The 19,570-nt window shown below is 71.8% G+C and carries 14 protein-coding genes and 2 pseudogenes; 7 read left to right on the top strand and 9 right to left on the bottom strand.

Annotated elements, in window-relative coordinates; translation table 11 throughout:
• Window positions 1-210: 210 nt before the first annotated feature.
• Genes FHX82_RS19115 through FHX82_RS19125 form a run of 3 tightly spaced genes read right to left on the bottom strand, consistent with a single transcriptional unit; the run spans window position 211 to window position 3,276 of the window.
• Window positions 211-1,254 carry a sensor histidine kinase gene (locus FHX82_RS19115; RefSeq protein WP_145934174.1) on the bottom strand — a complete coding sequence of 348 codons (1,044 nt, stop codon included), beginning with the start codon at window positions 1,252-1,254 and terminating at the stop codon, window positions 211-213.
• On the bottom strand, window positions 1,251-1,937 hold the full coding sequence (locus FHX82_RS19120) for a response regulator transcription factor (protein WP_145934173.1): 687 nt from the start codon (window positions 1,935-1,937) through the stop codon (window positions 1,251-1,253). Before FHX82_RS19120 ends, FHX82_RS19115 begins: the two co-directional genes overlap by 4 nt.
• Before the next feature lie 7 nt (window positions 1,938-1,944).
• Window positions 1,945-3,276 (bottom strand): hypothetical protein, encoded by a 1,332-nt coding sequence (locus FHX82_RS19125; RefSeq protein WP_145934172.1) that lies wholly within the window; start codon window positions 3,274-3,276, stop codon window positions 1,945-1,947.
• A gap of 168 nt (window positions 3,277-3,444) precedes the next feature.
• Here FHX82_RS19125 and FHX82_RS19130 point away from each other — a divergent pair.
• The 4 genes and pseudogenes from FHX82_RS19130 to FHX82_RS19145 all read left to right on the top strand — a co-directional run.
• Window positions 3,445-3,873: pseudogene (locus FHX82_RS19130) on the top strand (glycosyltransferase family 2 protein); the annotation flags it as partial.
• A 294-nt stretch (window positions 3,874-4,167) separates the two neighbouring features.
• Window positions 4,168-4,497, top strand: a pseudogene (locus FHX82_RS19135) (glycosyltransferase family protein); the annotation flags it as partial.
• Entirely contained in the window at window positions 4,494-5,156 is a 663-nt protein-coding gene (locus FHX82_RS19140) for a TIGR04282 family arsenosugar biosynthesis glycosyltransferase (RefSeq protein ID WP_145934171.1), read from the top strand. The pseudogene FHX82_RS19135 and the gene FHX82_RS19140, both read left to right, overlap by 4 nt.
• Window positions 5,153-5,776: a methyltransferase domain-containing protein gene (locus FHX82_RS19145; RefSeq protein WP_145934250.1), complete on the top strand. Its 624-nt coding sequence runs from the start codon at window positions 5,153-5,155 to the stop codon at window positions 5,774-5,776. Before FHX82_RS19140 ends, FHX82_RS19145 begins: the two co-directional genes overlap by 4 nt.
• Before the next feature lie 36 nt (window positions 5,777-5,812).
• Here FHX82_RS19145 and FHX82_RS19150 read toward each other — a convergent pair whose 3' ends face one another.
• Window positions 5,813-6,283: a nuclear transport factor 2 family protein gene (locus FHX82_RS19150; RefSeq protein ID WP_145934170.1), complete on the bottom strand. Its 471-nt coding sequence runs from the start codon at window positions 6,281-6,283 to the stop codon at window positions 5,813-5,815.
• Window positions 6,284-6,333: 50 nt separating this feature from the next.
• Here FHX82_RS19150 and FHX82_RS19155 point away from each other — a divergent pair, with 50 nt between their 5' ends.
• Window positions 6,334-6,903 carry a TetR/AcrR family transcriptional regulator gene (locus FHX82_RS19155; protein WP_145934169.1) on the top strand — a complete coding sequence of 190 codons (570 nt, stop codon included), beginning with the start codon at window positions 6,334-6,336 and terminating at the stop codon, window positions 6,901-6,903.
• Between the two features lie 3 nt (window positions 6,904-6,906).
• On the opposite strand, the gene FHX82_RS19160 is transcribed toward FHX82_RS19155, so the two are convergent.
• Together FHX82_RS19160 and gad are read right to left on the bottom strand one after the other, a co-directional pair.
• The gene (locus FHX82_RS19160) at window positions 6,907-9,123 is read right to left on the bottom strand and encodes a hypothetical protein (RefSeq protein WP_145934168.1); all 2,217 of its coding nucleotides are present in this window, start codon (window positions 9,121-9,123) and stop codon (window positions 6,907-6,909) included.
• Between the two features lie 55 nt (window positions 9,124-9,178).
• Window positions 9,179-10,579: a glutamate decarboxylase gene (gad, locus tag FHX82_RS19165; RefSeq protein ID WP_145934167.1), complete on the bottom strand. Its 1,401-nt coding sequence runs from the start codon at window positions 10,577-10,579 to the stop codon at window positions 9,179-9,181.
• A 90-nt stretch (window positions 10,580-10,669) separates the two neighbouring features.
• Between gad and FHX82_RS19170 the strand changes: the two genes are divergently transcribed.
• On the top strand, window positions 10,670-12,064 hold the full coding sequence (locus FHX82_RS19170; RefSeq protein ID WP_145934166.1) for an NAD-dependent epimerase/dehydratase family protein: 1,395 nt from the start codon (window positions 10,670-10,672) through the stop codon (window positions 12,062-12,064).
• A 43-nt stretch (window positions 12,065-12,107) separates the two neighbouring features.
• Here FHX82_RS19170 and FHX82_RS19175 read toward each other — a convergent pair whose 3' ends face one another.
• The 3 genes from FHX82_RS19175 to FHX82_RS19185 all read right to left on the bottom strand — a co-directional run bounded on the left by FHX82_RS19175 (window position 12,108) and on the right by FHX82_RS19185 (window position 18,877).
• Window positions 12,108-13,556, bottom strand: a complete 1,449-nt coding sequence (locus FHX82_RS19175; RefSeq protein WP_145934165.1) for a hypothetical protein — start codon at window positions 13,554-13,556, stop codon at window positions 12,108-12,110.
• Between the two features lie 27 nt (window positions 13,557-13,583).
• On the bottom strand, window positions 13,584-17,165 hold the full coding sequence (locus FHX82_RS19180) for an ACP S-malonyltransferase (RefSeq protein WP_221216163.1): 3,582 nt from the start codon (window positions 17,163-17,165) through the stop codon (window positions 13,584-13,586).
• Window positions 17,166-17,692: 527 nt separating this feature from the next.
• Window positions 17,693-18,877 (bottom strand): MFS transporter, encoded by a 1,185-nt coding sequence (locus FHX82_RS19185; RefSeq protein ID WP_145934164.1) that lies wholly within the window; start codon window positions 18,875-18,877, stop codon window positions 17,693-17,695.
• A gap of 180 nt (window positions 18,878-19,057) precedes the next feature.
• Here FHX82_RS19185 and FHX82_RS19190 point away from each other — a divergent pair, with 180 nt between their 5' ends.
• On the top strand, window positions 19,058-19,528 hold the full coding sequence (locus FHX82_RS19190) for a MarR family winged helix-turn-helix transcriptional regulator (protein WP_145934248.1): 471 nt from the start codon (window positions 19,058-19,060) through the stop codon (window positions 19,526-19,528).
• The last annotated feature ends 42 nt before the right edge of the window (window positions 19,529-19,570 follow it).

Below are 19,570 nucleotides of genomic sequence, written 5' to 3' on the forward strand. Positions count from 1 at the left end.
CGGCGGTGCTGGCCTGAACTCACCCCGCCGCGAGCGGCAACCGCCCCCTCGAAGCGGTGGTCGGTGGGCACCCACTTCGCCGCCGTCCGGCTGCGTGAACCAGCCGCGCTGGGCTGAACTCACCCCGCCGCGGGTGGCGACCGGATGTCGATGTGGTCGTCGGTGGCGCGCCGCCGTCCGGCTGCGTGAACCAGCCGCGCTGGGCTGAACTCACCCCGCCGCGAGCGGCAACCGGACCTCGAAGCGGCAGCCCGGCCCGTGGTTGTGCGCGTCGATGCGCCCGTGGTGCGCCTCGACGAGGCCCTTCGCGATCGCCAGACCGAGACCCGCGCCCGCGGGCTGGTCGCCCGACTCCGGGGTGCGGGCCGCGGCGCCGCGAAACGCCACGTCGAAGACCCGGGCCAGCTCGGCGTCCGGGATGCCGCCGCAGGCGTCGTCGACGGCGAGCACCGCGTCCGTTCCGTCGCGGTCCACGCGCACCGTCACGGTGCCGTCCGGCGGCGTGTGCCGGATCGCGTTCGCCAGCAGGTTGCGCACCACGCGACCCAGTTCCGTGTCGCTGCCCAGCACCGTCGGCCAGGCCTGCGCGTCCGCGAGCACGCGGACTCCTTTGCGCAGCGCGACCGGCGCCTGCGCGGCGAGCGCGTCGCCGACGACCTCGCGCAACGGGACCGCCGCCATGGTCAGGCTCAGCGCCCCGGCCGTGATGCGCGAGAGCTCGAACAGGTCGTCCACCATCCCGGACAACCTGCTGGTCTCGCTGCCGATCCGGGCCGCGTAGCCCGCCACCTCGTCCGGCTCGGCCACGACCCCGTCGGCGAGCGCCTCGGCCATCGCGCGGATGCCCGCCAGCGGGCTGCGCAGGTCGTGGCTGATCCACGCCACCAGCTCCCGCCGCGACGCCTCCGCGGCCCGCTCGCGCTCGCGGGCCTCCCGCTCCCACACGGTGCGGCGCGCGGTCAGCCGCCCGATCACCAGCGCGACCGGCACCACGACGAGCGCCACCAGCAGGCACACCAGCACCATCGTGGCGAGCGTGCTGGTGAACATGAACCCGCTGATGCCCAGCACCCCGGCGAGCAGCGCGACCAGCGGGATCAGCACCAGCAGGGTCATCGTGGTGCCCAGCGCCCGGGTCCGGCGCAGCAGCAGCGCGCCGACCGCGACCACCGGCAGGACCAGCGCCAGCGCCACCGGCAGGATGTGCAGGGCGTGCTGCACCATCGCGGCCCACGGCTCGTGTGGATCGATCACCGGGAGCCCCGCGGGTCGTAGCGGTAGCCCACACCCCACACGGTCGCGATGCGCTCCGGCTTCGCGGGGTCGCGTTCCACCTTCTCCCGCAACCGTCGCACGTGGACGGTCACAGTGGACTGGTCGCCGAAGTTCCAGCCCCACACCCGTTCCAGCAGCTGCTCCCGGGTGAACACCGTGCCGGGGTGGGTCACCAGGAACAGCAGCAGGTCGAACTCGCGGCCGGTCAGCGCCAGCTCGGTGCCGCGCAGCGCGGCCTTGCGCGCTCCCGGGTCGACTTCGAGGTCGCCGTCGGTCACCGGCGCAGTGGACACCGCGGGCGCGACTTTCACGCGGCGCAGCACCGACGCCACCCGGAGCACGAGCTCACGGGGGCTGAACGGCTTGGCCACGTAGTCGTCCGCGCCCAGTTCGAGGCCCGCGATGCGGTGCTCCTCCTCGCCGAGCGCGGTCAGCATGACCACCGGCACGGCGCTGGTCCGGCGCAGCCGGCGGCACACCTCCAGCCCGGTGATCCCGGGCAGCATGAGGTCGAGCACCACCAGGTCCGGCGGGCGCCGCGCGAACGCGGCCAGCGCCTGCTCGCCGGTGCCCGCCACCGCGACCTCGTACCCGGCCTTCTCCAGGTACCGGCACACCACGTCCCGCACCGTCACGTCGTCGTCCACCACGAGGACCCGCATTCCCACCTCACCAGTTGGTCAGCACGAGACTGTTGACCGCGAGCGCTGTCGCCGCCTGCGCGGCGAGCCACCAGCGCCGCGACGCGGCGGGCAGCAGCGCGCCCGCGGCCACCAGCCACACCGCGAACGGTAACCAGATCCGCTCGACCTCCGCCTTCGACAGGCCCGACAGGTCCGAAGCGGCGACCGCGACGACGGCTCCGGCGACCACGGCGGCCAGCCCCGTCCGCGGCGCGCGTACCACCCGCAGCAGGCCCGGCCCCACCACCGGACCGGTGGCCAGCGCGAAGCACGCCAGGTTCGCCCACACCCAGTAGCCGTAGGGACGGACTGTAGCGATGCCCTGGTAGTAGCGTTCCACGACCAGGTGATATCCGTCGAACCACCAGAACCCGGCGGCGGTGAAGCCCGCGACCACCGCCAGCGCGCCCGCCAGCGCCACGGCCAGCGCCGCCCACCGCCGCGTCACCAGGACCACCGCCAGCGCGATCGCGCCGACGAGCACGAGCCCGTAGGACAGGAAGATCCCGAAGCCCAGCACCAGGCCCGCCACCGCGGCCCAGGCCAGGCGCCCGGTGCAGCCGAGCGCGAGCAGCGCGATGCCGAGCGCGGTGACGCCGGTGAACAGCCCGTCGGCCGACACCCCGACCCACACCGCGCCGGGGAACAGCGCGAGGAACGGCAGGGCCGCGCGGGCCAGGTCGCGGCGGCCGAGCGCGGACAGCGTCACCGGCACGGCCACCGCGGCGAGCGCGCCGACGAGGATGCACGCGACGCCCGCCGCGGCGCCGCCGCCGAGCCCGAGGCGGTCCAGCCACACGAACACCAGCGTCGCGCCGGGCGGGTGGCCCGAGACGTGGGTGGTCCAGGAGCCGGGCCGGAAGTCGAGGATGCGGTCGCTGAACGTGTGCAGCATGACCCCGATATCGGTGATGCCGGGTACCTCGGACAGGTATTCGGCGCTCGTGGTGAGCCGTCCCGCGATGCCGGTCTGCCAGCCGTCGATCAGCGCCAGCGAGAAGGTCCACGCGACCGCGGAGCCGTAGGTCGCCGCGAGGGCGTGGCGCCAGGGCAGCCGTTCCGCGAACGCGGGGCCGTGCAGGACGACGGCGAGCGCGATGAACGCCGTGGTGACGGTGGCGGGCCCGGCGTGGGGGAGGAACGTGCCGAGGATCGGCCATTCACCGAACCGCGGGTTCGCCCCGGCGAAGGCGGTGGGACCGAGCTGGCGGCCGGGGTTCCACCACAGGCAGCCGGCGACCGCGGCCAGGACGAGCACGACGACAGCACCGCCGGCGAGGAGATCCCCGCGCCGGGCACGGGTGCGGACGGTGGTCACCGGGGCGACGGTAGTGCCGGGGCGCGACGGCGCGCCAGGGTCCGGGCGGAGCTGTCAGAAGTCCGTAAGACTTGGGTGTGCGTCATGAATCGGTAAGGAGGACAAGGGTTCTCGACCGGCCACTGTGGATTTACGGTGACCGGCGTGAAGCCCGAACCCAGTGTCGACGTGATCCTGCCCTGTCTCGACGAGGCCGCCGCGCTGCCCGGTGTGCTCGCCCGCATCCCCGAGGGGTACCGGGCGATCGTGGTGGACAACGGCTCGACGGACGGTTCACCCGCCATCGCCGCCGCCCACGGGGCGAAAGTGGCGCACGAGCCCCGCCGTGGCTACGGCGCCGCTGTCCACACCGGACTGGAGCTGGCGACGGCGGAAGTGGTGTGCGTGCTGGACGCGGACGGTTCCCTCGACGGGGCGGAGCTCCCCGCGCTGGTGGCGCAGGTCGCCCCGCGAACGCTCGTGGTGGGGGCACGGCGCCCGGTGCGGGGTGAGGCGCGGCCTCGGCGCGCTCGTGCCAGTGGCGGGGCGTGGGCGGTGCTGCCGCGCCGCCGGGGGCGGCCAGTGACCGACGGCGACCCGGTGCGCGCCGGAGACCGGGTGCCGTCGGTGACCGACCTTGCCCCGGTGCGGCGTGGGTTGTGGTCTCGGCCTGCCCGTGCGGGCGGCGGGGCGTGGGCGGTGCTGCCGCGCCGCCGGGAGCGGCGCGACACCAGCGGCGACCCGGTGCGGCGTGACATGCGGCCCTGGCCTGCCCGTGCGGGGAACGGCGCGCTGACGGCCTTGTTTCGCCGCGAGGGGCTGCCGGTGACTGACGGCGACCCGGTGCGTCGTGCTGTGCGGCCCCCTGCGGTGGCGGCTCTGTTGCGCCGCGAGGATCTGCCGGTGACTGACGGCCGCCCGGTGCGCCCTGGCGTGTGGCCTTGGCATGCCCGTGCGGGGAACCGTGTGCTGGCCGCCCTGCTGCGCCGTCGGGGGGTGGTGGTCACCGACATCGGGCCGGTGCGCGTCGGGCGGCGGGTGGATCTGCTGGCGCTCGGGGTGCGCGACCGGGCGTTCGGCTACCCGCTGGAGGTGCTGCTGCGCGCCGGCGCGGCGGGCTGGCGGATCATCGAACTGCCCGTCTCCTACGGGCCCCGCGCCGCGGGCACGAAGAGCAAGGTGTCGGGCTCGGTGCGGGGCACCATGCGGGCGATCCGCGACATGGCGGGTGTGCTGCGGTGACGCGGATCGTGCTCGTGGTGGCCAAAGCCCCGGTGGCCGGACGCGTCAAGACGAGGCTCACCCCGGCGGTGACGCCGCACCAGGCCGCCGACATCGCCGCCGCCGCGCTGCTGGACACCCTGGCCACCGCACTGTCCACTCCGGACAGCCGCGTGCTGGTGGCCCTGCACGGCGATCCCACCGAGGGCGAGCGCGCCTCCGAATTGCACGCCATGTTGTCGCGCTGTGAGATCTTTCCGCAGCGCGGCGAGGACTTCCCGGCCCGGTTGGCCCACGCGCACGCGGACGTCGCCGCCCGGTACCCCGGTGCGCCGGTCGTGCAGATCGGGATGGACACCCCGCAGGTCACGGCCGGGCTGCTGACCGACGCCTTCGCCGAGCTGGCGTCGTTCGACGCGGTGCTCGGCCCCGCCGTCGACGGTGGCTGGTGGTGTCTCGGCCTCAACGACCCGGCCGCCGCCGGGTGCCTCGCGACAGTAACGATGTCACGTGGTGACACCGGTTCCCGCACCCTCGGGGCCCTGCGTGCCCGGGGAAACCGCGTGGGAGCGCTGCCCATTCTGTCCGATGTGGACAACTGGGCCGATGCGCGAGCCTTGGCCGTGAGCGTACCCGGGTCGAGGTTCGCCGCCGCGGTCGCGGACGTGGTCGCGTGCTGACCGGTTTCGAGCCGGGCCTGCTGGGCAGGCGGGTGTGCCTGGAGCTGGGTGACGGATCGCGGATCTCGTTGCCGGTCGACCGGTGGTGGGCGCCTTCGGACGGTGGGGACGAGCTGCTGCTGCGCAGGTGCACCGGACCGACCGTCGACCTCGGCTGCGGCCCCGGCAGGCTCACGGCGGCGCTGACCGACCGCGGGATACCCGCGCTGGGGGTCGACATCTCGCCGGTCGCGGTGGCGCTCACCCGCGGGCGCGGCGCCGCGGCGGTGTGCCGGAACCTGTTCGACCGCCTGCCCGGCGAGGGTCGCTGGCGGCACGCCCTGCTGGCCGACGGCAACATCGGCATCGGCGGTGATCCCGGCGCCCTGCTGCACCGGGTGGGCGAGCTGCTCGCGCCCGGTGGCACCGCGCTGGTCGAGGTGGAGCGCCCGGGCACCGGCCTGCGACGGGGCCACGTCCGCCTCACCGGCGACGGCCACCCGCCGGGGGAGTGGTTCGCGTGGGCGTGGCTGGGGGTGGAATCGCTGCGTGAGGTGGTGGGTGCAAGTGGTTTGGTACCGCGGTGGTTCGCGGAACGGGGCGGGCGTTGGTTCGCGGGGTTGGTGAAGGTGGCGGCTTGAGCCAGCGGCGGGTGGCAGTGGGCTGGTGCCGTGGCTTCAGGAAGCCAGCGCGCTCTGGAAGATGCCGAAGTTCCCGGTCATCCAGCGCGTCGTCAGCTTGAGCCCGGCGATCCGCCAGCCGCTGGCGGTGCGCTCGAAGCGGTTCGTGTAGTACCCGTACACGGTCTGGTCGCTGTCGCCGGTGTTGTTCGGGAGGTGGTGGGTGGCCCGCAGGTAGGCGACGCAGGTGGCGTGATCGTCGCCGTCGAAGGTGATGGCCAGGTTCGTGATCATGTGGTGCGTCGCCGTGAAGGACTCCATCCTCGGCGCGGTGCTCTGCACCCAGTCGTCGGCGTTCAGGCGCACGACGGGCTGACCGAAGCCCTCGCTGAAGTCGACTTCGACCTCGTCGGTGAAACAGCTGCGGAAGAGCTCCCAGTCGCGGGAGTCGGTCCCGGTGGCGTAGCGGAGCTGGACGTCGCTGATCTCGGCGCGGTCGTACAGGCGAGTTTCATGTGACACTGTCATGTGAACTACTGTTTCCCATTCAGCTGACGTTGTCAAGTAAACTCGGCCGCGTGAAACGAACCGAGAGCGCAGCGGCCACGCGCCGGGCTCTCGTCCGTGCGGCGGCCGAGCTGCTCGACGAAGGCGGGCCCGGCGCCGTGACCCTCCGCGAGGTGGGAGCCCGGGCCGGCGTCTCGCGCGGCGCGCCCTACGGGCACTTCGAGAACAAGGACCATCTGCTGACCCAGCTCGCCATCGACACGTGGAGCTCGCTGGCCGACGACGTGGCGCAGCTTCGCGCGGACCTCGCGGATGCTCCTCCCGAAACGCGGCTGGAGCGGGCGATCCTGGCGCTCATCGAGGTCGCCCGCCGCCGGCCGCACCGGTACGCGCTGATGTTCGGCACCCCGGCGGGCACCCCGGCGGCCGCCGAGGCCGCGACCCGCCTGGAGAACGAGTTCCTCACCCTGGTCACGGACGTGGTCGGCGAGCCGGACGCCTTTCGCTACGGCGCCTTGCTGATGTCGAGCGCACACGGCATCGCGGGCATGGAACTCAGCGGCCACCTGGCGAAGGACCAGTGGCAGGTCAGCGTGGAAGAACTGGTTCGCACCCTGGTCGACGCCATCCGGCCGGGCTGAAAATCACTTCTTGAGGTGTCTTTGTGCGGCCTCTCGAAGTGCCCGGGAATTGCGGGGGTTGCCGGCCAAGTCACGCAAGAGCTGACGGCCCCGTTTTTGCTCGAGTTTCTTGGCCTCCAGTGCCGCTTCCAGGCGGAAAGTGTCCTTCTCGTGGCGGTCACAGGCGATTCTCGTCAGCGCGTCCACCGCGGATGTTCCGGTCAGGGAGAGGGCCGCGTCGATCCGGATTTGGCCCTGGTTGCGCTTGACCAAGCCCTTGAGCGCTGACTTCGCGCTCGACTGGTCGAATTTCGCGAGCGCCTGAGCGGCTTCCAGCCGAAGGGTTTCCGGGCGAGCGGTGGTGGACAGCTCGCGAAGCGAACCCATCGCTTCGCGGCCGGCTTCCTGCGCGGCGGCCAAGCGGTAGGGGAAGCTTGCCGTCGTCCTCGCAGCCAGCGCAGCCATCAGGCGCCGCCCCTGGCCCGGGTCGGCCGCGAGGACTTTCCGGGCCGCGGCCAAGGCCGTCTCGTCGTCGGCGGTGGCGGCGATCTCGCTGTAGAGGGCGAGCCGCCGGGGCTTGCCGAGCGCGGGACCGGCGAGATCGACGGCCTGGATCCGAAGCCTGCCTGGGGCGCGCCTGTTCCCGGCGAGCTTCGCGAGTGTCTCCGCGGCGAATTTCGGGTGCAGTGCGTGCGCCTTCTTCAGGAGGTCCAGCCGGCTGCTGTCCAAGGGAGCGCTTTCCGCGAGGGCGACGAGCAACCGCGCCCCGGTTTCCGGCTCGATCCTCCCGGCCTGCTGGGCGGCGCGGGCCCGGTGAGTCCGTGACACGTCCGTGGCTTGGGCGAGTTTCACCAGTGCGGTGACCGGTCCCTGGTGTTCGGTCACGATGTACGTCGCCGCGTCCAGCCGGATTTCCGCGGGCACGGACGCCGTGGCCGACAGCTGTTCCAGCGCGGGGATCGCCTTTGCGGGATCGATTTTTCCGATCAGGATCACCGCGCCGAACCGCGTGCCGCCGTCGACCACGGAATCGGGCGGCCAAGCGACGGCGTTCGCGATGCGTAGCGCTTCCCGTGCGTCGTGGGGCTTCAGCAGTTCCGCGACCCGGAGCCGGGTTGCCGCGGCGGCGGTGGCGGCGAACCGTTGGGCCGCCGCCACTCCCCGGGCGCGATCACGCGTCAGCAGCTCGGAGATCAACCGCAGCCTGGCCTCATCGGACAGACCTCGCCCGTGCTCGACGAGTTCGGCCATGACCCCGGGCCGGCCGCTGGCGATCGCGGCGTCCGCTCGCAGGTCGTGCATGTCGGGGGTGTTCGCGAGCTGCAGCAGCACCCGCACCCCCAGCGCGGGATCGAGGTCGGCGATCGCTCTCGCCACTTCGAACCGTTCCGGTGGGGGACCGCAGAGGTTGGCAGCCAGGATTTCGAGGCTTCCGCGGCCGCGGTCCGGAACGTGCTTCAGGAGCCAGGTGGTGGCCAGCAGCCTCCGCCGATCCGAGGTGCCAGGCAGGGGAAACCGGACGATGGTTTCGAGTTCGGCGACGGCGTTCTCGGGATCGAGCTGGTGGAGCCAGCCGGCGGTGTTCGCCCAGTCCTGCTCGTCCAGCCGGTCGCCGGTGAGCGCCTCGCGCAGGAGCCGCGCGGTCCGTGGCCCCAGATCGCTGCCCGGCAGCAGGTTGCGCCGGACCAGCTCGAGGACGAAGTGGACGTTCGGGTCGCGGTACCGCTCGTGCAGCAACCGCGCCAGCTGTCGTTCCACGGCCGTCCGCGCGCCCGGCCACCAGAGGGCGGCGAGGAAGAGGTGCACTTCGGAGCCGGGCCAAGGCCACGTCGGTTGCGGCGCCAGGTACTTCCAGGTCCGCGGATCCCAGCGGCGGGGCCCGCGGGGATGCCGCCGCACGACCTGCCAGGCGGCGAGGTACGCCTCGACCTCCGGCCGGGCGAACCGGAAGTCCCCGGCGTACTCGACGATGATTCCACAGCCACCGAGCAACCGGCCGACGGTTTCGCGTCGCTGCGCCTCGTTCAGTTCGGGCGGCCAGGTGAACCGCTTCGCTCCGGCAGCGATGTCGACCATCGAGGTCGAGCTGCTGACGAACGCCCGGTGGTGCGCTGTTTCCGCCAGCAGTTCACGGGCACCGGACGGGTCGAGGTAATCGCTCTTGCTCATTTCCTCCACGGCAGCCTGGACGACTCGTTCCAGCTCGACGATTTCGGCGGGCGTTTCGTCGTGAGCTGTCACGCCAGCAGAATAATTTCACGCCTCCCTCCTGCCCAGGACAAAAACATGACAACACCTATCCCCGTTCCCCGGCGCCGTGGGAGAAGGAGGCGCTTTCCTTGCCGTGCTGGGGTTTGTCCTGGTTGCGCAGCCGGGGCAAGACGCGTTCCAGTGCGTCCACCAGCAGGTCCGCCAGGTCGTGGCTGAAGCCGTTGCGCACGACGATCCTCAGCACCGCCAGGTCCTCGCGGTGCGCCGGGAACGTGTACGCCGGCACGAGCCACCCCTGCTCGCGCAGCGCCGCGGACACGTCGAACACCGAGTAGCCGGTCTCGCCCTCCGCGAGGGTGAACGCGAACACCGGTAGCTGTCGTCCGTCGGTGAGCAGCCGGAACGGGCCCAGTGCGGCGATCCGCTCGGCGAGGCTCACCGCGACCTCGCGGCAGTACTGCTGGACCCGCGTGTAACCGGCCCGGCCGAGGCGCAGGAAGTTGTAGTACTGGGCCACGACCTGGCTGCCGGGCCGCGAGAAGTTCAGCGCGAAGGTCGGCATCTCGCCGCCGAGGTAGTTCACCCGGAACACCAGGTCCTCCGGCAGCGCTTCGGCGTCCCGCCAGACGATCCAGCCCACGCCCGGGTAGACGAGGCCGTACTTGTGGCCCGAGGTGTTGATCGACGCGACCCGCGGCAGCCGGAAGTCCCAGTCGAGGTCCGGGTCGCAGAAGGGCGCGATCATCGCGCCGGACGCGCCGTCCACGTGGACCGGGATGTCCCAGCCGCGCTCGGCGTGCAGCCGGTCCAGCGCGGCGCAGATCTCCGCCACCGGCTCGTAACTGCCGTCGAACGTGGAGCCCAGGATCGCGACCACGCCGATGGTGTTCTCGTCGCAGTACTTCACCGCTTCCTCGGCGGTGAGGTGGAACCGGTCGCCGTCCATCGGCACCAGGCGGGCTTCGACGTCCCAGTAGTTCGCGAACTTCTCCCAGCACACCTGGACGTTGATGCCCATCACGAGGTTCGGCCGGTCGGTGGACAGCCCGGCGGCGCGGCGGCGGTGCTGCCAGCGCCGCTTGAGCGCGAGCCCCGCGAGCATGCACGCCTCGCTCGATCCGGTGGTGGAGCAGCCGACGGCGTCCTCGGCGTGCCACAGGTCGGCGAGCATCTTCACGCAGCGCTGCTCCAGGTCGGCGGTGCGCGGGTACTCGTCCTTGTCGATCATGTTCTTGTCGAAGCACTCGGCCATCAGGTCACGGGCCGTGGGCTCCATCCACGTGGTCACGAACGTGGCCAGGTTGAGCCGCGCGTTGCCGTCGAGCATCAGCTCGTCGTGCACGACCTGGTAGGCGGTCTCGTGGTCGAGCTCGCCCTCGGGCAGCCGCCCGCGGGGAATGGTGACCGGTTCGCGCGTGAAGACCGGATTCACCGAAACGTTCTCGCGCGGACCGTCCTGCGGGTGCGAGGGATGGGCGAGGGGCATGGGGAAACCTCCAGTTCGGCGACCGCGGGCAAACTACCCCCGATGCGGGCGACCATGCGCCCCTTCCCGGCGTGCGTCACACTGGGTCCGATGATCAGGAAGCGGGTACTGCTCACCGGCGCCACCGGCAACTGGGGCCGCGCCGTGCTCGCCGAGTTCGCGCGCCGGGCCGACCGGTTCGAGGTGGTCGCGCTCGTGCTGCCGGGCGACCGGCAACGGGCGGTCCTGCGGCGGTACCGGGACGTGGTGCGCGTGGCCGAGGGCGACCTCACCGACTACCGGACGGTCGAGGCGGCCGTGCGGGGCGCCGACTACGTGGTGCACCTGGGCGCGGTGGTGTCGCCGCTGGCCGACGACCTGCCGGAGCTGACCCACCGCGTCAACGTCGGTGGCACCCGCAACCTCGTCCGCGCGATCCGGGCGCAGCCGGACCCGGACGCGATCGGGCTCGTGGCGGCCGGATCGGTCGCCGAGACCGGGGACCGCAACCCGCCCGTGCACTGGGGCCGGGTCGGGGACCCGCTGCGGGTGTCCCGGTACGACGAGTACGGGCAGAGCAAGGTCGCCGCGGAACGCGAGGTGGTCGACTCCGGGCTGAACCGCTGGGTGTGGCTGCGGCAGACCGGCATCTTCCACCCGGGCCTGCTGAAGGTCCGCGACCCGATCATCACGCACACCCCGCTGGGCGGGGTGATGGAGTGGGTGTCGGCGGAGGACTCGGCGCGGCTGGTCGCGGGGATCTGCGAGGCCGGCGCGCCGCCGGAGGTGTGGGGCGGGGTCTACAACATCGGCGGCGGCGAGGCCTGGCGGCTGACGAACTGGGAGTTCCTGGTCCGGCTGATGGGGGCGCTGGGCGTGGCGGACGTGCGCCGCTGGTACGAGCGGCGCTGGTTCGCCACGCGCAACTTCCACGGCCACTGGTTCACCGACTCCGACCGGCTCGACCAGCTGGTCCCCTTCCGGCAGGACACCTTCGCGGAAGCGCTCGCCCGGGCGGTGCCGCCGATCGGACGGCTGGCGGGAAAGGTCCCGCCGTGGCTGGTGAAGAAGTTCCTGCTCGGCCCGCTGACCCGGCATCCGCGCGGCACGATGGCCTGGCTGCGGGACAACGACACCGAACGCCTCGACGCCTACTTCGGCGCGGACGTCGTCGGCGACTGGACGGACTTCGCCGAACCGAGCCCGTCCCGCACCCCGGCCCACCTCGACCACGGTTACGACGAGGACCTCGACCCAGCACAGTGGACAGTGCGGGACCTGGCCAAGGCCGCCGCCTTCCGCGGCGGGGAACTGCTGTCGGAGAACCTGGTTCCCGGTGATGTGCGAACCCCGCTGCGGTGGCGATGCGCCTTCGGGCACACCTTCCCCGGCAGTCCCCGGCTCATCCTGCGGGCGGGCCACTGGTGCCCGGAGTGCGTCCGGAACCCGGCGGACTACGCCCACCAGGCCGAGCGGAACGCCTTCCTGGCACAGGTGATCCGCTGACAGTGGGGGCCTTCCTTCCGGGAAAGCCCCCACTGCTGTCCACTCAGGACGGTACCCGTTCCTCGGCGAGGCGGAACCGGAAGGAGCGGAACAGTTCCGTCTCCCCACGGCCGGCGCCCCGCAGCCGCAGCGCGTAGCTGACCAGCGCGTGGTCCAGCATGTACAGCCGGCTGCCTTCCTCGCGCGCGTCCTCGGACAGGTGCTCGATCACCCACTCCACCGGCGAACGACCGCCGTACCGGGCGCGCGGGGTGAACAACCGGTCCGCGGCCCCGATCTCGCCGAACATGTTCAGCGCGTAGCTGAACGGGTAGGGCCGGTTGGCGCGGTCGAGCGGGGTCCGGTCGAGGCTGGGGAACGCGTCGGCCAGCCGGTCGAGCAGCTCGCCGGTGAGCAGCTCGGTCCGGCCCGTCACCATCGCGGTCTCGATGAGGTACGGGTAGGCGATCCCGTGCAGGAAGAAGTTCTCGCCGGGGTCGATGTCCCGCCACTGCCCGACCAGCTCCGTGACGAACGTGCCGAGGTCGGGCACCTGCTCGTCCAGCCGGCCGAGGTTGTGCAGCGCCACCAGGTAGTACAGGCCCATGTGCGTCCGCTCCACCGGCCCGAGCGCCCCGAGCAGCTCCTTCGCCTCCGCGAGCCGGTCGCGGCCGTAGGTCAGGTACTCCTCGCGGCCGGTCATCGCGATGGCGTTGAGCATCGTCAGCAGCGGGTACACCTTCGGGAAAGCCGGGGACATCGGCTGCGGGAACGCGGGCGGCAGGTTCAGCTCGTCGGCCCGGTCGAGGTAGTCCAGCACCTCCCGCAGGTGGTCGCGTTCCCCGTCGAGCGCGAGCGAGTCGAAGCCCAGCAGCGACAGCACCGAGAACAGCATCGACCCGCCGCGGCCGCGGAAGAACGGCGCGGGCACGCGGTCGAGCAGCGCCAGCGCCTCCCGGACGTGGTTGCGCGGCCCGGAAACCAGCCGGTCCGCCAGCCCCAGCTGTCCCAGCGCGAGGAACACGGCGGTGGACGCCGACAACCGCTCGTAGTCGCCGTGGCGGCCCTGGTTCTCGTCCTTGATCTGGTTCGGCTCGATCTCGTCGAGGACCGCAAGGACCTCCGCGGGGAGCCCGCCCAGCAGCGAGGAGTCGAGCCCGAGCTTCGCGAACGCGTCCATCAGGATGCAGCCCGCCATCAGCCGCCAGTACGGGTTGCGCTCCGCGCGCGCCGCCTCCAGCACGGGCCCGAGCGCCTTCTCGACGTCGGCGCCGGAGGACGGGTCGGCGACGTCCAGGACCAGCTCCGCCAGCAGCCGCGAGAACCGCGTGTACGCGCCGGACGTCTTCGCCGTGAGCCGGCCGAACGCGTCACGGATGCGGGCGGCGGCCACCGGGTCGTACTCGACCGGGTACTGCCCGAGGCCGATGCCGCGCACCATCCGGCTCCACGGCGTGGCGATCATGCGGGACTCCGCGGTCAGGTCCGCCAGTCCCGTCACGGGTGGTGTCATGGGGAACCTCCAAGGAGAACACGGAATTCACGCGCCGACGAGGCTGAACGACCCCTCGTCGTCGAGGTCGCGGCGGGACTGCCCGGCCAGGTGCGGCAGCGCGGGCACGGCGAGGCCGAGGAACTCCGTGCGCCGCCCCTCCAGCATCTCCAGCGCCCAGTTGAGCCACTTGATGCCCTCGCAGTAGATGGCGACGGGCCTGCGCTGGGTCTGGTAGGTGTCGGTGAGCGTCCCGTCGAGCTCGGCCTGGAAGTGGTACGGCGGCATCGCCGTGAAGTGCGTGCCCATCAGGAACACGAAGCGCACCAGCCAGTACGGGTCGTCCCGCAGGTACGGCGAGTCCGGATCGTCCAGTCCGTACACGGCGGTCATCACGGGGGCGAAGAAGTCCTCCATGCCCTGCGGGTCCGCGTGGTCGACCCGGCCGCCGCGGGCCGTCACGTCCCGCACCCGGTACGCCTTCTGGTAGGCGTTGCCAGGCAGGAACTCGACGTCCACGCTGGGCGTCCGCCCCGGCCCGGTGTCCACGCGCAGCCGGAACTGTTCGAAGTGGATCTCGTCGTAATGGCCGAGCGAGTTGTGCCACGGCTTGTTGTCGTACATGGCGTCGTCACGCGTGGCGGCGCCGTCGGTGGCGTAGCCGATCGCGCGCGGGTCGAGGAACTTGATACCGAGGGAGTCCGCGGTGATGTCGGCCAGCGCCCTGTCGACGGCCTCGCGCGGTGCGTTCGCCTCGATCAGCCGCTGCGCGCGCAGCAACGGCTCCACGTCACCGATCTTGATGTTCTCGGTGTTGGTGTCGCCCATGACGAGGCCGTGGTAACGCGGCTCCAGCACCTCGCGGTACTCCGGGTGCTCGCGGAACCGCCGGAGCAGGGCGCCGTGGTTGAGGTAGGACACGCCGTCGATGAGGATCCGCTCGGTGTCGAGCAGCTCGGGCGAGAACGTGGCGGGCGCGGTGCGGCGGCACAGCGCGAGCCGGTCTTCGATCTTGCGGAAGTAGGACTCCTCCAGCGTGCCGCCCGGCGCCGGGGCACGGTTGACCGGGTGCACGTTCCGGTGCAGCACCTGGAAGATCTGCTCGTACAGCCGGGCGATCACCGCGGGCGGCGGGGAGTGCCGCTCGACGAACCGGCTCACCTCCGCGCCGGTCACGTACGCCATCTCGCAGATGACCTCCCTGGCCGTCCCGCCGGACGCGGCCGGGATCTCCCGTTCCACCACCCGGTGCACCTCCGGGAAGTACCGGCGCACCGGCTCCGGCAGCGCCTGCAGGTACTCCGCCTGCTTGCGGGCCTTGGCGAACGGCGGCAGCATCACGCCCTTGCCGTCCGGGTTCCAGCGCGCGGTGGTCAGCGCCTCGCTGAGGATCTTGCGGACGGTGACCCCGTCCCCGCCGTCACGTTCGAGGAAGATCGTCATGGACTCGCTGCCGCCCTTGCCGAAACCGGTGATCCGTTCCCCGGCCTCGACGTAGGCGTGCACGGTGCTGCTGAGCAGGCGGCGGCTCTGCGCGTACCGCACCACGCGTTCGTTCTCGTCGGTGAGCGTGAACACGCAGCGGTCCTCGAACGCGTCGAGGGCCGGGTTCAGGCGCCGCTGCCAGATCTCTTCCGGGTCCACTATGGACACAGCGGCGGTCTCGTAGCCACCGGTGTCGACGTCGCCGGGGTCGAGAGGTGAGCCGAGCGAGAGGACCTCGCAGTTGCCGTTGAGGTGCAGGCGCCGCACCGGTTCCGTCAGCGCCTTCCCGGCGAACACGGCCCGGGTGGCCGCTTCGAGGTCCTTCCTGGACCGCAGGGGCACGCCGTCCGGAGACACGACGGGCAGCTCGGCCGAGGTGAGGGAGAGGATCATCCGGTCCACAGCGGACTCGACGACCTCTCGCGCGGCGCCGCGCAGGCACAGCGCGTAGGGCTCGACAATCTCCTCCAGCGGCACGGCTCCGGCGGCCGCCAGCGCGACCAGCCAGCCGAGCGGGTCCGCGCCCGCGAGGTAGTAGTCGCTCTGCGCGAACAACGCGGGCCGGTGCAGGTGCAGCAGGTGGAACAGCGTGTACTGGTAGCCGAGGCGGCACAGCGCGGGCTCGGCCGGGTCGGCCCCGTGGCGCACCAGCTCGTCGGCGATCTCCGCGGCGAGCGGCTGGCTGTCGAGCATGGGCCGGGCGCGGCGGGCCAGCTCGTCACCGGAAAGGCCGGGCAGGCCGTCGAAGTGGCACACCACCACCTCGGGCCGGGTCGTGTCGGTGGTGTCGCGGACGCTGACGGTGCCCGTCGCGTCGAGGACCTCCAGCTCGGTGTAGGCCCTGCCCACCTGGTCCGGGCCGCCGGTCAGCCGCTTCTTGAGCCGGGCCCGCAGCACCAGCTCACCCTTCGCGGCGTCGATCCGGTCCTGGAAGTTCCACGTGTGCTGGCAGGTTTCCAGGAACTGGTAGAAGGCCGGCGCCGCGCCGCGCTCCGGGCGCAGCATCTCGTCGGCGATGGTGCGGGTCAGTGTCCGGCGCACGTACTGTTCGGTGAAAGCGCTTTCCGCGGCCAGTCCGACGAGCGTCCGGAGCGTCTCGTGGTGGCGCGGCTCCACCCGGCGGCCCGGCGCGTACAGCTGCCGCAGGCCGTCGAGCAGCTCGCCCGTCAGGCTCACCGTGCGCAGCAGGACGTCGGCCTCGGCCGCCGCGCCGGTGTAGGCGAGTGCCGGTGTCTCGATCCCGTTGTCCGCCAACAGGTCCAGGGACTTGTGACCAAGCCCGAGTTCGAGGATCGCGTCGGGCTGCAGGCTCTCGACCGTCTCGACGGTGGTGCGTGACGCCATCACCTCGTCGGTGAGCGCGAGCACCGCGTCCCGCACCTGCGCGGCCGTCGTGAGCAGCCCGGCGCCGGAGTTCGAGACCACCGGGGTGTGCGGATCCCGGAAGACCACGCCGTGCTCGTCGAGGAACCGCTCCAGCGCCGGCCTGGCGGCCCGCAGGCGGCGTGAGTGGGCGAGGAACGTGGTCGGGGGCTTCAGCTCTTCCGCCCGTACGGCGGGGAAGTTCCGCAGGAACGCCTCGAACTCGGCACGGGCACCGGCCCGTACGTAGACGTTCGTCTGCCGCGGCGAGTACAGCTTGTGCACCTCGACGTCGGCTTCGGAAAACGCTTTCGCGACCTCGTGCAGCACCGCGGACAGGTCATCCGGTTCGGCCCGCAGGCCCACGACGTGGTACGGCTCGGGCACGAGCGGCTCCGCGCGGACCGCGTCGGGCAGGAAGCGGCGCAGCTCGTTCGCGAGCGGGTCGTCGTGCGCGCCACCCTCGGCGGCCACGAGCATCAGCGGCGTGAACGCGTGCGCGATCAGGACACCGTCCCGCACCGACAGCGCGCCACCGGCCACGGCGGCCGCGAGGGCGCCGAAGCTCTCGCCCGTGTAGGCCAGGAAGCTCAACGGCCCGCCCCGCTCCTCGGCAGCCGCCCGCAACTGCGCCTCCAGCGCCAGGTTGTGGGCCAGGAACGCGGCACCGAGGAAGCCCTGGCGCGCGAGCCCGCGTTCCGGCAGGTTCTCCGGCACCAGCAGCAGTTTCCGCGGATCGGACAGGCCCAGCGCCGCCGCGGCTTCACGCGCGAGCGCGGCCACCTCGGCGCTGCCGGAATTCAGCGGAGAATCGGTGAGATCTTGGTACGCCGACCGGCTGCCGAGTCCGGGAAAGAATCCGACGAGACGGGCCTGCCCGGTTTTCGCGGGTATCTTCCGCAGGACCTCGTTCCGGCGGCGTGAACGCTCTCGGAAATAACGGAAGGAATTCTCGTGGGGAAGCGAGGAGAACATTTCCGGTCATCTCTTCCAGGCTGTGCGCGGCGGGGTCTCCGCCGGTTTTCGGGTCGTCGGCGCGCCCGGGATGACCGGGCGCGAATGCGGTGGTCCGGCGCGGCTGGAACGTCCGGGGGCGGCGTGTGGCCGCGGCCGGGCTCGCGAGGATCGGTAACGCTCACGGCGGCAGCCCCACACCAGCGTGGTGACTCCTCGCCGCGACATCCATTGAAGCGCGGAAAACGGCAGTGGTCAAGACCACCGGACCGGGTGCGCTCAAATGAGAAAAAAAGGGTTCCCGGCATCAGGAAAGATGCCGGGAACCCGGGGTGGGGGAAATTGCCGGAATTGTTTCAGTTCGCTGCGACGGCAGTCGCGGAAGTGCCGCCGGAGGCCGGCTGGCGGGACCGCACGGACCCGGCGGCCAGTACCGCGAGCCCCGCGACACCGAGCCCCGCGCCGACCCAGAGTGGTGACACGTAACCGAAGCCGGCGCCGAGCGCCAGGCCGCCGAGCCACGCGCCGATCGCGTTGCCGATGTTGAACGCCGCGATGTTGGCGCCGGAGGCCATCGTCGGCGCGTCCTGCGCGTGCTTCATCGTCCGCAGCTGCAGGCCGGGCGCGGTGGCCAGGCCGACGGTGCCCATCAGCAGGAGCGACACGATCGTCATGATCTTGTTGCCCGCGGTCAGGGCGAACACGGCCAGCACCACCGAGAGCAGCGCGAGCAGCGTCGCCAGCGCGGGGTTCAGTGCCCGGTCGGCGGCCTTGCCACCGACGAAGTTGCCGACGAAGGTGCCCGCACCGAACAGGATCAGCAGCCACGGCACGGTGCTGGTGGCGAAGTGGCTGACCTCGGTCAGGGTGAAGGCGATGTAGGTGTACGCGCCGACCACACTGCCGAAGGCGAGCACGCTGACCGCGGCGGAGATCCACACCTGCGGCCGCCGGAACGCGCCCAGCTCGCCACGCAGGCTGGTGCCCGCGGGCGCCGGGGCCGACGGCACCAGCAGCGCGATACCGGCCAGCGCGACCAGGCCGATGATCGTGATGGCCCAGAACGTCGAGCGCCAGCCCAGCTGCTGGCCGAGGAACGTGCCGAGCGGGACGCCCAGGACGTTGGCCACGGTGAGCCCGCCGAACATCAGCGAGATCGCGCCCGCCCGCCGGTTCTCGGCGACCATGTCGGCGGCGACGACCGCGCCGACGCTGAAGAACGCGCCGTGGCACAGCGCGGCGACGATCCGGCCCAGCAGCAGCACCGAGTACGTCGGCGCGATGGCCGAGATCAGGTTGCCCGCGATGAACAGGACCATCAGCGAGAGCAGGACCTTCTTGCGGTCGAAGCGGGTGATCGCGACCGTCAGCGCGAGCGCGCCCAGCGCCACGCTGAGCGCGTACCCGGAAACGAGGTAGCCGGCCACCGGCTCGGAGACGTGGAAGTCCCCGGCGATCTCCGGAAGCAGGCCCACTATCCCGAACTCCGTGAGTCCGATGCCGAAGCCCCCCAGTGCGAGGGCGAGAAGGCCGATAGGCATGGTCAAACCCTCCGTCGCAGTGTTGGTGTCCACCTTCGTACGGCGTCTGCAATGGTTGCACACGCGGGCTACCTCTGCAAGCGGGGTAACGTAGGTCACATTTGTTGCGCACGCGGGTAACAGGCGGGGTAAGCCGGACGATGACCGTTAACCTGGGGGAGAACGGAAGGGGTGAACTTCGTGGTACTGCCCGACGATGCGGTCGAAGCCCGCGCGCACGGCTGGCGGACCCTGGCGGCCCTGCACGCGCTGATCGAGGACAGGCTCGAACGCGCCCTGCAGCGCGAGCACCAGCTCTCCGTCAGCGAGTACACCGTGATGGAGGTGCTGTCCCGGCAGGACGGGTTCCACCTGCGGATGAACCAGCTCTCCAGTGCCGTCGTGCTGAGCCAGTCCGCGACCACCCGCCTGGTCACCCGCCTGGAGGACCGGAGCCTGCTGCAGCGCTGCCTGTGCCCCGACGACCGGCGCGGGATCTACACCGAGGTGACGGAGGCGGGTCGCGCGCTGCTCGACGCCGCCAAGCCCACCCACGACGCGATTCTGTCCACGGCCCTCGCCGAAGCGGAGGAGCGCCCCGAACTGGCGCCGCTGGTGAGCGCGCTGAAGACGCTGGAGAAGCCCGCGGCCGCGCACGCGGGAGTGTTGTAGCCCGGACGTCGGGGGAGTCCCGCGCGTCCGCGTTGATCTCGG

Origin of the sequence: Amycolatopsis bartoniae, from assembly GCF_014191255.1 — a bacterium.
GTDB lineage: Bacteria > Actinomycetota > Actinomycetes > Mycobacteriales > Pseudonocardiaceae > Amycolatopsis_E > Amycolatopsis_E bartoniae.